Genomic DNA, 12,194 nt, shown 5'->3' with positions numbered 1-12,194 from the left:
CAAATCACGCCGAAATCACTAGGGCAGGGACCGATTTAGCCGCTCGGTGGCGGTGAGGTAGTCCTCGATGAACTCGCGGACCACCTCGCGGGCGGGCTTGACCTTGTTCATCAGGCCGACGCCCTGGCCGACGAAGTAGGTCGCCAGTTGCTGGGCCCCCGGATGTCCTTGGGCGGCAAGTCGATCGATGCGTCGGATCACCGGCTCGCTCAGCATGTTCTGCAGTGGCAACGGCAGCGGTTTGCGGCCACCGTCTTTCGGCGCCCAGGCGTCGGTCCAGTCAGAAACCAGTTGGCGGGCAGGCTTTCCGGTCCGCCCCGCAGACCGCACGGTGTCGCGTGAGGTCGCGGCGAGCATCTTCTGCTTGGTGGCCGGCGCGGTCTCGGCTTCCTCGGTGGTGAGCCACACCGAACCGGTCCACGCCCCGGCGGCGCCGAGCGCGACCACGGCGGCCATCTGCCGACCGGTGACGATGCCGCCCGCCGCCAGCACGGGAGTTTCATCGCCAATGGCCGCCAACGCTTCCAAAACTTCCGGCACCACTACAAGCGTCGACACCTCGCCGCAGTGGCCGCCCGCTTCGGTGCCCTGCGCGACGATGATGTCCACCCCGGCCGCGACCTGCTTGACGGCGTGCTCCTTGGCCCCGACCAGCGCCGCCACCGGAATCCCGCGCTCGCGGCCCGCGTCGATCATGTAATCCGGCGGCACCCCAAGGGCGTTCGCGATCAGCTTGATGGGGTGGCTCATCGCCACGTCGAGCAATTCGTGCCCGGTGCTGCCGGACAGCACCGACCCGCCGGTGCGGACCCGCTCCTCGGGCTCGATGCCGTGGTCGACGAGCAACTGAGAGACGAATTCCCGGTATTCCGAAGGGATTCGGTCGGCCAGCTGGCCGTCGGAGAGGTTCTCGCCCTTGCCCTCGAATTTCGCCGGCACGATGATGTCCGCACCGTAGGGCCGGCCGCCGACGTGATCGTCGATCCAGGCCAACTCGCGGTCCAACTGCTCGGGCGTATACGCCGTCGCGCCCAGCACGCCGAAACCGCCGGCGTTGGTGACCGCGGCGACCACGTCGCGGCAGTGGCTGAAGGCGAAGAGCGGGAAATCGATGCCGAGCTGTTCGCAGATGCGGGAAGTCACCCCGTCAGTTCTGCCACCCCGACTTGACGGGTGTCAATAGCCGGTCCGATCAGGGCAGCTCAAACGGCAACGCCACCCCGGCATGGGCCAGGCAGTGGGTGCAGGTCCGTTCGGCGGGGACCGTGGCGAGAGCCTGCTGCACCAACGCCTTGAACATGGGGGTGTTCCGCTCGAACTCTGCGAAGACGTCGACCGTGGTGACGCCGGCACCGGACTCGATACCGGCGTCCAGATCGGTCACCAAAGCTATTGCCGCGTAACACATCTCGAGTTCGCGAGCCAGCACCGCCTCGGGATATCCGGTCATGTTCACCAGGGTGAACCCCTGCGTCGCGAACCACTGACTCTCGGCCCGGGTGGAGAAGCGAGGCCCCTGAATGACCACCATGGTGCCGCCGTCGACGACGCCGGGCTGCTCGGCCGCCACGGCACGCAGCGTCGGACAATACGGATCGGCGAAGCCGACGTGGATGCCACCGCCATCGAAGTAGGTGTCCTCGCGGCTGCGGGTGCGGTCCACCAGCTGATCAGGCACGACCACGGCGCCGGGGCCGAGGTCCGCGGTCAGGCTGCCGACGGCGCACGGCGCGAAAATCCGGCGCACCCCCAGAGACCGCAGCGCCCACATGTTGGCCCGGTACGGCACGGTGTGCGGCGAGTATTCGTGCTTGAGCCCGTGCCGCGGCAGAAACGCCACCTCGTGCCCGCCGACGAACCCGACGGTGATCGGCGCGCTCGGCGCGCCGTAGGGCGTGTCCACGCTGACGGTGCGCGCGTCATCCCCGAAGAACGTGTAGAAACCGCTACCGCCGATGACTCCCAGCATCCGTTATTCGGCGTCGGTCGCGGGAGCCTTGGGCGCGTCCTCGGTTTCCGGCTGCACGGCCGTGACCGGCGTCGGCGCGGGCGCCTCCGCGTCGTCGGCCTCCTCCGTGCTGTCCTCACGGTCCAGTCCCAGTTCCGCGCGGGCCCGACGGGCGCCGTCGCGGATCTCGAACGCGTCGGTGGCCAGGGCACCGATGGAACTCGCCACGTCCTTGACCGCGGTGACGACGATGTTCATGACCTCGCCGACGGTGCCGGCAACCGCTTCGACGGATTCCTGAACGACGTCTTTGCGAATCTCGTTCTTGCTGAGCCGATCCTTCATGCCGATAAGTGTAGGGGCGTGGGACGATTGCGCGCGTGGCCAGTCTTTCGCAGTGGATTGAGGGTGCCCGACCACGGACCCTCCCGAATGCCGTCGCTCCGGTGCTGGCAGGTACCGGCGCCGCGGCCTGGGTCGGCGGCGCGGTGTGGTGGAAAGCCGCTCTGGCCCTTGTGGTTTCGGTGGCATTGATCATCGGTGTCAACTACGCCAACGACTATTCCGACGGCATCCGCGGCACCGATGACGACCGGTCCGGGCCGGTCCGCCTGGTCGGCGCCAAGTTGGCTTCGCCACAGGCGGTGCTGGCCGCGGCGGTGATCAGCCTGTGCGTCGGCGCGGGAACCGGCCTGGCGCTGGCCCTGGTGAGCCAGCCGTGGCTGATCGCCATCGGCGCGGCATGTATCGCCGGGGCCTGGTTGTACACCGGCGGCACCAACCCGTACGGCTATCGGGGACTCGGCGAGGTCGCGGTCTTCGTGTTCTTCGGTCTGGTCGCCGTGCTCGGCACGCAGTACACCCAGGCCCTGCGGATCGACTGGGTGGGACTGGTGCTCGCGGTCGCGGTCGGGTCGTTGTCATCGGCGGTCCTGGTGGCCAACAACCTTCGCGATATTCCCACCGATCAGGTGTCCGGCAAGATCACCCTCGCGGTGCGGCTCGGCGATGCACGCACCCGCCGGCTGTTCCAGGTGCTGACGGCGCTGCCGTTCGTACTGACCGCGGTCCTGGCGCTCGCCACACCCTGGTGCCTGGTCGGCTTCGCGGCGGCTCCGCTGGCGGTGCGCGCGGCCAAGCCGGTGCGTTCCGGGCTCGGCGGCCGCGAACTGATCCCGGTGCTGCGCGACACCGGGCTGACGATGCTGGTGTGGGCTGCCCTGGTGACCGCGGTGCTGGTGATCAAACCGTAGGAACCGGGGCGGGGTCAGTCGCCGGAGGAATCCTCGCCGTGCAGGCGGGCCCGCAGCTGCTCGCGCTCGGCGCGGCGGCGCTCGTCGACGGCGGCGATCCCTGCAGTGGCCCGGCGGCGCAGCGGCGCGAACAGCCAGATGCCCAGCGGCATTCCCAGGACCAGCGCGAACAGCAACGCCACCATCGCCGGGAAGTTGCGGATGCCCAGCAACTGAACAACACCGAAGATCGCTCCCGCAATCGCCGCTACCAGCAGCAGGCGGGCAAGCGCGTAGAGAAAGACATCGAGCAGCAAACGTGGCCAGGATGGCGTTTCAGACACCGCACGAGTTTACCGACGGACGCGTATATTCGAACAAAGGAGGTTTTACGTGCAGTTCCTGCTCCTGATCACGCTGCTGGCGCTGTTGGTCTACGTCGGTTGGCGCGCCACTCGCGCTACCGCCGCGCGCCCGACGACCCGCGTCATCGGCCCCGACGACGATCCTGAATTCCTGCGTCGGCTCGGTTCTTAGCGCACGCGCTACAGCGACAGCGGAAATCCGTCGGCGACGGCCACGGCCAATTCCAGCAACGCATCCCGGGTGTCCAGCCGGAGCCGGTCGAGACTGATCTCCGCACCCTCCTCCAGGTGCGGATCGAACGGCACGACCTGTACCGCCCGGCACCGGCGGCCGAAGTGATCGACCACCTTGCGCAGATCGACCTTGCCGGATCGCGGACGCACCGCGTTGACCACCGCGACGGCGTTGCGCACCAACTCCTGATGGCCGTGGGCGTCGAGCCAGTCGAGCGTCGCCGCCGCGCTGCGTGCCCCATCGACCGAGCCTGAACTGATCACGACCAGCACGTCGGCGTGATCGAGCACCGCGCCCATCGCCGAATGCAGCATGCCGGTGCCACAGTCGGTCAGCACCAGCCGGTAGTACGGCTGCAGCACCGCCAGCGTGCGGGCGTAGTCCTCCGAACTGAACGCTTCCGACACCGCCGGATCGCTCTCCGAGGCCAGCACCTCGAGCTCGCTCTCGCCGCGCGAGGTGTAATTGCGGACGTCGCTGTAGCTGGAGATGCCCTCGGCGTCGCGCAGGAGGTGACGGACCGTCGCCGGCGTTTCCAGCGGCACCTTCTGGCTGAGGGTGCCGCGGTCCGGGTTGGCGTCCACCGCGATGACCCGGTCGCCGCGGATCGACGCGAACGTCGCGCCCAGCGTTGCGGTGATGGTCGTCTTACCGACGCCGCCCTTCAGGGACAGCACCGCGATCCGGTAGCAGTCCCGCAGCGGCCGGTTGATCTGCGCGGTGAGGGCGTTGCGGCGCAGGGTCAGGGGGCTCTCGCCGGGGTTGAGCAGGGTGCCCGTCGCGTAGTACAGCGCTTTACGCCAGCCGGTCGACGGCGCGCGGCTCGGCCGGCTCAGCAGTGCGACAGTGGCAGGGTCCAGGCTCCGCGGCTTGGCGGGCTTCACCGGCAGAACGGGCGTGACCGCGTGCGCGATGACGATCCGGGACTCCGGCGCCGCGGCGGGCGCGGGCACACCGACTGAATCGGCCGGATCCTTGAACCGGCCCTGAGCGCGGAACGAAGGCAAGCTCAGCCGACCCCTGCGTACGAGTGCAGGCCGACGGTCACCAGGTTGATGAAGAACAGGTTGAACACCATCGCGACGAAGCCGACGACGTTGATCCAGGCGGCCTTCTTGTCGCGCCAGCCGGCGGTGGAGCGGGCGTGCAGGTACGCGGCGTAGACCACCCAGGCGACGAACGACACCGTCTCCTTGGGGTCCCAGCCCCAGTAGCGGCCCCACGCTTCTTCCGCCCAGATGGCCCCGAAGATGACGCCGAACCCGAAGATCGGGAACGCGAAGATGGTGGTCCGGTACGCGATGCGGTCCAGGGTCTGGGCATCGGGCAGGCGCTGGATCATCCGGCCGAAGCCATTGTCGCGGTCGGCCAGCGGCGACATCTTCAGCAGGAACAGGATGCTCGCCACACCGGCGACCAGGAACACGCCGGAGCCGATGCTGACCACCGAGACGTGGATGGGCAGCCAGTACGACTGCAGCGCGGGCATCACCGGGGCGGCGTTGGTGTACAGCCACTTTCCGGAGACGGACAGCAGGATCAGTTCGGGCACCAGCACGAAGACCCACAGCGCGCGGAACTGCGGCTTGCGCAGCACAACCGCGGCGGCGATCAACCCGCAGAAGCTGGTCAGGTTGATGAACTCGTACATATTGCCCCACGGCACGCGCGTGGTGGCCAGGCCGCGCAGCACGATGCAGGCGAACAGCATCGCGATCCCGACGTACACCAGGGCGAGCCCGACGCGGCCGATGCGCTCGTCAGCCGTCCGCTCCGGCGCGTCGATCACGACACCCGGCGTCATGCTGTCGGCGCCGACGCCGGCGGCGACCAGTTCCCGATTCTCGACCTTGCGGCCACGGCTGTACGCCAGCTCGACGGCCAGCAGCAGCAGGGCACCGACCAGCACCACTACGGACGTGGTGAACGCCCAGTCCGAGTACCGGGCCAGGTCGACGTCGATGTGCTCTGTGTTCATGCTTCCGTTCCTCCCACCAGCCGCGCGGTGAGTCGCTCGAACTCGTCACCCCACCCCGAGTTGTCCGTCCGGGCCAGGCCGCCGAGCTCGACGTTGACGGTACCCGGCTGGGCCGACACGATCCGAATCCAAACGCGGTGGCGGCGCACCACCAAAGACACCAACAGCCCGGCCATCATGGTCAGCGCGAACACCAGCACCCACACCTGCGCCGGGTCGTGCGAGACCTGCACGTTGATGAACGGCACCGCGCCGTCGAACTTCACGACGGTGCCGTCGTCCAGCTTGGTCTGCTCGCCGGCCTTCAGGTTGACGCGCGCCTGCTTGGTGAGCCGCTTCTGCTCGATGAGGCTGGGGTCCAGCGAGAACAAGGATTGCGGCTTACCGCTGTCCAGGCCGCTGTCGCCGCGGTAGATGTCGATGGCCACCGCGGGCGCGTTCATCGCCGGGAAGCTCGAGGACAGCAGCTTGCCGTCGAGTTCGGCGGTCGGGGCGAACAGCCCCTGGATGGCGATCTGGTGCTTGCGCCGCTCGCGGTCGTCAGGATAGGTACCGCCCGGCGGGTCGACGCGCATGACGCCCGAGGACAGCATGGTCAGCGCGTTCTCGGGCTTCCACTGCACCGTCGACGTACGGGTCTGCCCATTCGGGAAGGTGACGGTGAAGGTCGGCGCGTAGCCGTGTCCCTGCAGGTAGATGCGCTCGCCACCGATACGCAGCGGGTGGTTGACCTCCAGCCGGTACGGCCGCCAGGTGCCGCTGACCAGGTCAGCGCCGTCCTGGTAGTCGATGTTGGCCGCGAATGCGGTGGCCTGCCCGCTGGGCAGGTACCGGGCGTCGAAGTCGTGCACGCGCAGGCAGCTGGGGTGCAGTGCGGTGCCGTCGACGACGTTGCCGGCGCGGAACGAGTCGAATGCGGCAGGCGAGGCCGAGCAGAACCCGGGCCCGCCGTCGGCGATGACGATGACGTTGCCCTCGTAGCCGAACAGCTTGCCGAACGCGATGGCGACCAGCAGGCCCAGCAGCGAGAAGTGGAAGACGATGTTGCCGAACTCGCGCAGGTAGCCCTTCTCGGCGGAAATCTCGCGAGTGCCGTCCTCCAGGGTGCGCGTGGTCTGCCGCCAGCCTTTGAGCCGCTTGGCCATCTGCTCGGCGACGGCATCAGGCTCACCGGGGACGATGGCCTCGGCGTGCTTGGGCAGCCGCGTCAGGTTCCGCGGGGCGGGCACGGGGACGGCGCGCAGGCTGCGAACGTGCTCGAGCATGCGTGGCGTCAGGCAGCCCACGAGCGAGATGAACAGCAGCACGTAGATCGAGGTGAACCAGAAGCTCGAGAACACCGAGAAGGCCTGCACCTTGTCCAGCCACGGGCCGATCGTCGGGTGCTGCGCCAGGTATTCGTCGACCTTGCTGGCGTTGAGCGAGCGCTGCGGCAGTAGTGCGCCCGGGACGGCGCCGAGGGCCAGCAGGAACAGCAGCACCAGCGCGGTGCCCATCGACGTCAGGTTGCGCCAGGTGTTGCGGAACAGCGCGACCACCCGCGAGATGGGGCCGGGGCGCCGGGTGTCGGTGCCCTGCACATCTTCGGGCGAGGAAACGTCGGTCATATCGGGAGCCTCACGTTGCTGACGAAGGCGTCGCGCACCCACGAGGTGAAGTCGTTCCACACGCCGGTGACCAGCGCGGTGCCCACCACGATCAGCAGCAGCCCGCCGAAGATCTGGATGGCGCGGGTGTGCCGGCGCAGCCAGCCCAGTCCCTGCACGGCGCGGGCCGAGCCGAAGGCCAACAGCACGAACGGAATTCCGAGACCCAGGCAGTACGCGATCACCAGGGCGATGCCGCGGGCGACGCTGGCGCCGTCACTGGCCGAGGCCACGGCGATGACGCCGGTGAGCGTCGGGCCCAGGCACGGCGTCCAGCCGAGACCGAACACCGCCCCGAGCAGCGGGGCACCCAGGACCGTCGACACCTGGCGCGGCGTGAACCGCACCTGACGCTGCAGCGCGGGCACCAGACCGATGAACACCAGGCCCATCAGCACCGTGACGACGCCGCCGATGCGTTGCAGCAGAAGCTGATTGGCGATCAGCGTGGTGGTCAGACCGAGCACCGCGACCGCGCCCATGAGGAACACCGCGGTGAAGCCCGCGACGAACAGCGCCGCCGCGCCGGCGACCCGCCAGCGCGCGGTGCGCACCTTCACCGGGCCGGTCGCGCCCGCGTCGTCCGAGTTGTCATCGACCCCGACCACCGCGGCCAGATAGGACAGATACCCGGGCACCAGCGGCACCACACACGGCGAAGCGAACGACACCAGGCCGGCCAGCACGCTCACCCCGATGGCCACCAACAGCGGTCCTGCCGCCGCGGTCTCTGCGAAGGAGGTCATGCCTTGCCCTCTTTGGCCAGCCGTTCGACGACGGGCTTGAGGTCGTCGGCCAGCAGTTCCCGCAGGAACACCGCGGCCACCCGGTGTTCGCGGTCGAGCACCAGCGTCGACGGGATGACCGTCGTCGGGTACTTGCCGCCGAACGCGATCATGGTGCGCATCGCCGGGTCGTAGATGGACGGGAACGTCACCTTGTGGTCGACGACGAAGTCGACCGCGGACTGCCGGTTGTTGTCCCGCACGTCGATGCCCAGAAAAGCCACGCCGAGACCCCTTGTGGCCTCGTACACCTTCTCCAGTTCGGAGATCTCCGAACGGCACGGGCCACACCACTGACCCCAGACGTTGATCACCACGACCTGACCCGAAAAGTCGTCCAGGGACAGGGTTTTCGACGGATCCGCGAGCGACGGCCCACGCACCGCGCCGGGCTTGCCACGGTTGGCGGGCGGGTCGTAGAAGATGTCGGTCTTGCCGCCGGGCGCCACGAATTCGAAGGTGCCGCCCTGGGCGACGGCGTCGTCACCGGTGGAGCAGCCGACGAGCAGCATGGCCGCCGTCACGACGGCCGCCATCACTCCCCCGGCACGGGCCACCAGCGAAGTCACTGTCCGGCCAGCTCCGCGTATCCCCAGCCGACCATCTCGTCGTCGTGGAAGTAGAACGACGTCACCGACGCCAGGTTGCACATCCGCCGGGTCGGGAAGTGATGCAGGTTCTTGCCCAGCATTGCCCGCCGCAGCGTCTCCACCGGCAGCTGATGACTGACGCACACCGCCTCGTGTCCGGCACCCTTGACTCGGGCCCGGTCCATCGCGGCGGTCATGCGTGCTGCGATGTGCTTGTACGGCTCACCCCAGGACGGGGTCTTCGGGTCGCGCAGATGCCACCAGTTGCGCGGGTCGCGCAGCGCGCCGTCACCGGGTGAAACTCGTTGCCCCTCAAAGACATTTTCCGACTCGATGAGTTCGTGATCGGTATCGATGGCCAGGCCGTGCCGAGCCGCGATGGGCGTCGCGGTCTCCTGCGCGCGCTCCAGCGGTGAGGCCACGACGTAGACGATGTCACGTTCGGCCAGCCAGCCCGCGACCGCTTCGGCCTGGGCCCGGCCGCGGTCAGACAGGTGGAAATCGGGCTTGCGGCCGTAGAGGATCTTGTCGGGGTTGTGCACTTCGCCGTGACGCATCACGTGCACGATCGTCTTGTCGGTCATGCGGGCTCCTGAGCTTGGGCGGCGGCGCGCGCGGCGGCGGGCAGCGCGTCGGCGATCCGGTCGAACGCAGCGTCGTCGAGTGCGGCCGAGACGAACCAGGTTTCGAAGGCACTGCACGGCGGGTACACCCCGGCGTCCAGCAGAGCGTGGAAGAAGGCCGGGTAGCGCCAGGTCTCGGTGGCCTTGGCGGACGCGAAGTTCGTGACGGGCGCATCGCCGAAGAACACCGTCAGGAAGTTCCCGGCCCGCGAAATCCGATGCGCCACAGACGCTTCGGTCAGCGCGTCACCGATGAGCCCGGAGAGCCGGTCGGCGTTCACGTCCAGCGCTCGATAGACGGCGTCGTCGGCCGCGCGCAGCGTGGCCAGGCCGGCGGCCATCGCCACAGGGTTCCCGGACAGCGTGCCGGCCTGGTACACCGGCCCCAGCGGAGCCAGGCGTTCCATCACCTCGGCGCGGCCGCCGAAGGCCGCGGCGGGCAGGCCGCCGCTCATCACCTTGCCGAAGGTGAACAGGTCGGCGGCGACGGGATCGAGGCCGTACCAACCGCCGCGGCTCACGCGGAAACCCGTCATCACCTCATCGATGATGAGCAGCGCGCCGTGCTCGGCGGTGATCTGGCGCAGCGCGGCGTTGTAGCCCTCGGCCGGCGGGACGGTGCCCATGTTGCCGGGGCTGGCCTCGGTGATCACGCAGGCGATCTGGTCACCGACGGCGGCGAAGGTCTGGCGCACGGCCTCCAGGTCGTTGTAGGGCAGCACGATTGTGTCGGCCGCGGCCGCACCCGTGACACCGGGCGACGACGGCAGGCCCAGGGTCGCGACGCCAGAGCCGGCGTCGGCCAGCAGCGCGTCGCTGTGGCCGTGGTAGCAGCCGGAGAACTTGATGATCTTGGGCCGGCCGGTGAAGCCGCGGGCCAGCCGGATGGCGCTCATCGTCGCTTCGGTGCCGGAGTTGACGAAGCGGATGCGCTCGACGGGAGCGACCCGGTCGATGATCTCGCGCGCCAGCTCCGTCTCCGCGGGCGTCGGGGCACCGAAGGACAGGCCGTTGACCGCGGTGGTCTGCACAGCCTCGACCACCGCCGGGTGGGCGTGGCCCAGGATCATCGGTCCCCAGGAGCACACCAGGTCGACGTAGCGGTTGCCGTCGGCGTCGGTCAGCCAGTAACCGTTGGCCGAGGTGATGAAGCGAGGGGTGCCGCCGACCGAGCTGAAGGCCCGCACGGGCGAGTTGACCCCGCCCGGGATCACGGTCGACGCGTCGGCGAACAGTTTCGCGGAGACGTCGGTAGAGCGCATGACCACCAGTGTCCCAGCCCCGCGCGAATGGACCAACTACAGGGTGTAGTGGTCTGGGTTCCGGGCGGGCATCGTCAGGGTGCGAGCGGCCGCAGGGTCACCGGGAAGTCATCGGTGGGCACCACGAGCGAGGTGTGGTCCCATTCGAGCTCGTAGTCCGCCGGGATCTCGAACCGATAGCGGAGCAGCATCTTGTGCAGCAGCGCCTTCACCTCGGCAGATCCGAACGTCATGCCGATGCATTTGTGGGCGCCGCCACCGAATGGCACGTACCCGAAGCGGTGTTCCTTGTGCTCGCTGCGTGGCTCTGCGAACCGGAGTGGATCGAATTCGCGCGAGTTGGTCCAGAAGTCCCCCAGCTCGTGGGTGGCGCCCGGTGCGACGGAGATCATGGTGCCTGCCGGCACGTAGTAACCGGCCAGGTCGATGTCCTCGGTGGTCTTGCGCACCATGGCGGGCACGGGTGCGACCAGCCTCATCGACTCCTTGAAGACCAGCTCCAGCGTCTCGAGCGTTTCCAGATCGTCGATCCCGATGTGGCCGGGGTCGCCGAGCACCAGCGATTCCGCGCGGCACTTGTCCTGCCACTCGGGGTGCTTGGCCAGGTAGTAGACCATCGCGGTGGCGGTGATGGTCGAGGTGTCGTGCGCCGCCATCATCAGGAAGATCATGTGGTTCACGATGTCGTCGTCGGTGAACTTCTCACCGTCCTCGGTCTCGACCCGACACAGCGTGGCGAACAGGTCGTCGTCGGCAGACGCCCGCTTGGCCGGGATCAGCTCGCGGAAGTACTTCTCGAGTTTCTGCCTGCCGATCAGCCCGCGGTTCCACCGGGTGGGCAGCAAGGGCACCGGTCGGCGGAGGTAACCCGTGCCGGCCCGCACCGCATCCTCGAAAGCTTCGATCAGCTCCTGGGATTCCGCGCTGGGCTCGGCGCCCATGAACACCCGGGTGGCGATCTCGAGCGAGGTGTTCTTGATCGCCGGATACATCAGCATCGGCCGGTCGGTCGGCCAACTGGGCAAAGTGGCGTCGATGACCGCCTGAACCTGCTCCTGGTACGCCACCAGACGGGTCCGGGTGAACGCCACCTGCATGATCCGCCGATGCAGCAGGTGTTCCTGGCCGTCGAGCAGCATCAAGCCCCGGGTGAAGAACGGGCCGATGAAGTACTCCCATCCGGCCTGGGACATGGCCTTGCTGCGGTTGGTGAGCACCTCCTGCACCGCGTCCGGGCCGAGCGCCCACACCAACCGCGTCGCGAAGGTGTGACTCCAGGTGACGGGGCCGTATTTGGCGTAGTACCGGAGTGCCGACTCCTGGCCATGCAGCAGCACCTCGACGGTCTTGCCCAGCCCTGGCAGTCCGCGCTCCCCCATCACCGGCTTCAGCCCGCTGCCCGGCGGCGGCTCGGCCAGCGGTTCCCCGGTGGTGCCGATCCGTTCGGTGAGCTCGTCCAGAAGACCAAATACCTTTGTGCCCAAAGCTTTCCGGGCATTGCCCAGGATTCCTGCCGAGGTCATGTCGCTT

14 protein-coding genes are annotated in these 12,194 nt (G+C 68.4%); 2 read left to right on the top strand and 12 right to left on the bottom strand.

Annotated features, from left to right (window positions below; translation table 11 throughout):
- Nucleotides 1–18: 18 nt before the first annotated feature.
- From TL10_RS06025 to TL10_RS06015, 3 genes are read right to left on the bottom strand one after another with little or no spacing between them, the layout of a single operon-like run.
- Complete coding sequence (locus TL10_RS06025; RefSeq protein WP_043984904.1) at nt 19–1,143, bottom strand: NAD(P)H-dependent flavin oxidoreductase; 1,125 nt, start codon at nt 1,141–1,143, stop codon at nt 19–21.
- A 49-nt stretch (nt 1,144–1,192) separates the two neighbouring features.
- A complete protein-coding gene (locus tag TL10_RS06020) occupies nt 1,193–1,969 on the bottom strand; it encodes an S-methyl-5'-thioadenosine phosphorylase (protein WP_043984903.1) in 777 nt (258 codons plus the stop codon).
- A gap of 3 nt (nt 1,970–1,972) precedes the next feature.
- Nucleotides 1,973–2,293, bottom strand: a complete 321-nt coding sequence (locus TL10_RS06015; protein WP_043984902.1) for a hypothetical protein — start codon at nt 2,291–2,293, stop codon at nt 1,973–1,975.
- A 35-nt stretch (nt 2,294–2,328) separates the two neighbouring features.
- Here TL10_RS06015 and TL10_RS06010 point away from each other — a divergent pair, with 35 nt between their 5' ends.
- Entirely contained in the window at nt 2,329–3,201 is an 873-nt protein-coding gene (locus tag TL10_RS06010) for a 1,4-dihydroxy-2-naphthoate polyprenyltransferase (RefSeq protein WP_043984901.1), read from the top strand.
- A 14-nt stretch (nt 3,202–3,215) separates the two neighbouring features.
- Here TL10_RS06010 and TL10_RS06005 read toward each other — a convergent pair whose 3' ends face one another.
- Complete coding sequence (locus tag TL10_RS06005) at nt 3,216–3,524, bottom strand: DUF4229 domain-containing protein (RefSeq protein WP_043401436.1); 309 nt, start codon at nt 3,522–3,524, stop codon at nt 3,216–3,218.
- A 49-nt stretch (nt 3,525–3,573) separates the two neighbouring features.
- Here TL10_RS06005 and TL10_RS31415 point away from each other — a divergent pair, with 49 nt between their 5' ends.
- A complete protein-coding gene (locus TL10_RS31415; RefSeq protein WP_192830187.1) occupies nt 3,574–3,717 on the top strand; it encodes a hypothetical protein in 144 nt (47 codons plus the stop codon).
- A gap of 8 nt (nt 3,718–3,725) precedes the next feature.
- Here the strand turns inward: TL10_RS31415 and TL10_RS06000 are convergent, their stop codons facing one another.
- The 8 genes from TL10_RS06000 to TL10_RS05965 all read right to left on the bottom strand — a co-directional run bounded on the left by TL10_RS06000 (nt 3,726) and on the right by TL10_RS05965 (nt 12,187).
- Complete coding sequence (locus tag TL10_RS06000) at nt 3,726–4,787, bottom strand: MinD/ParA family ATP-binding protein (RefSeq protein ID WP_043984899.1); 1,062 nt, start codon at nt 4,785–4,787, stop codon at nt 3,726–3,728.
- Between the two features lie 2 nt (nt 4,788–4,789).
- Entirely contained in the window at nt 4,790–5,758 is a 969-nt protein-coding gene (gene ccsB, locus TL10_RS05995; RefSeq protein ID WP_043401432.1) for a c-type cytochrome biogenesis protein CcsB, read from the bottom strand.
- The gene (gene resB, locus TL10_RS05990; protein WP_082067855.1) at nt 5,755–7,365 is read right to left on the bottom strand and encodes a cytochrome c biogenesis protein ResB; all 1,611 of its coding nucleotides are present in this window, start codon (nt 7,363–7,365) and stop codon (nt 5,755–5,757) included. The genes ccsB and resB overlap by 4 nt, the downstream gene beginning before the upstream one ends.
- The gene (locus tag TL10_RS05985; protein WP_043984898.1) at nt 7,362–8,150 is read right to left on the bottom strand and encodes a cytochrome c biogenesis CcdA family protein; all 789 of its coding nucleotides are present in this window, start codon (nt 8,148–8,150) and stop codon (nt 7,362–7,364) included. Before TL10_RS05985 ends, resB begins: the two co-directional genes overlap by 4 nt.
- Nucleotides 8,147–8,725, bottom strand: coding sequence for a TlpA disulfide reductase family protein (locus TL10_RS05980; protein ID WP_043984897.1), 579 nt, complete (start codon nt 8,723–8,725; stop codon nt 8,147–8,149). The genes TL10_RS05985 and TL10_RS05980 overlap by 4 nt, the downstream gene beginning before the upstream one ends.
- A gap of 29 nt (nt 8,726–8,754) precedes the next feature.
- Complete coding sequence (locus TL10_RS05975) at nt 8,755–9,363, bottom strand: histidine phosphatase family protein (protein WP_043401427.1); 609 nt, start codon at nt 9,361–9,363, stop codon at nt 8,755–8,757.
- On the bottom strand, nt 9,360–10,664 hold the full coding sequence (gene hemL / locus TL10_RS05970) for a glutamate-1-semialdehyde 2,1-aminomutase (RefSeq protein WP_043402106.1): 1,305 nt from the start codon (nt 10,662–10,664) through the stop codon (nt 9,360–9,362). Before hemL ends, TL10_RS05975 begins: the two co-directional genes overlap by 4 nt.
- A gap of 74 nt (nt 10,665–10,738) precedes the next feature.
- Nucleotides 10,739–12,187, bottom strand: a complete 1,449-nt coding sequence (locus TL10_RS05965; protein ID WP_052506315.1) for a cytochrome P450 — start codon at nt 12,185–12,187, stop codon at nt 10,739–10,741.
- Nucleotides 12,188–12,194: the final 7 nt, after the last annotated feature.

The organism is Mycolicibacterium llatzerense (genome assembly GCF_000878195.1).
GTDB classification, from domain to species: domain Bacteria; phylum Actinomycetota; class Actinomycetes; order Mycobacteriales; family Mycobacteriaceae; genus Mycobacterium; species Mycobacterium llatzerense.
Note: the sequence above shows the minus strand (reverse complement) of the source record. Positions and strands in the feature narration are given on the sequence as shown.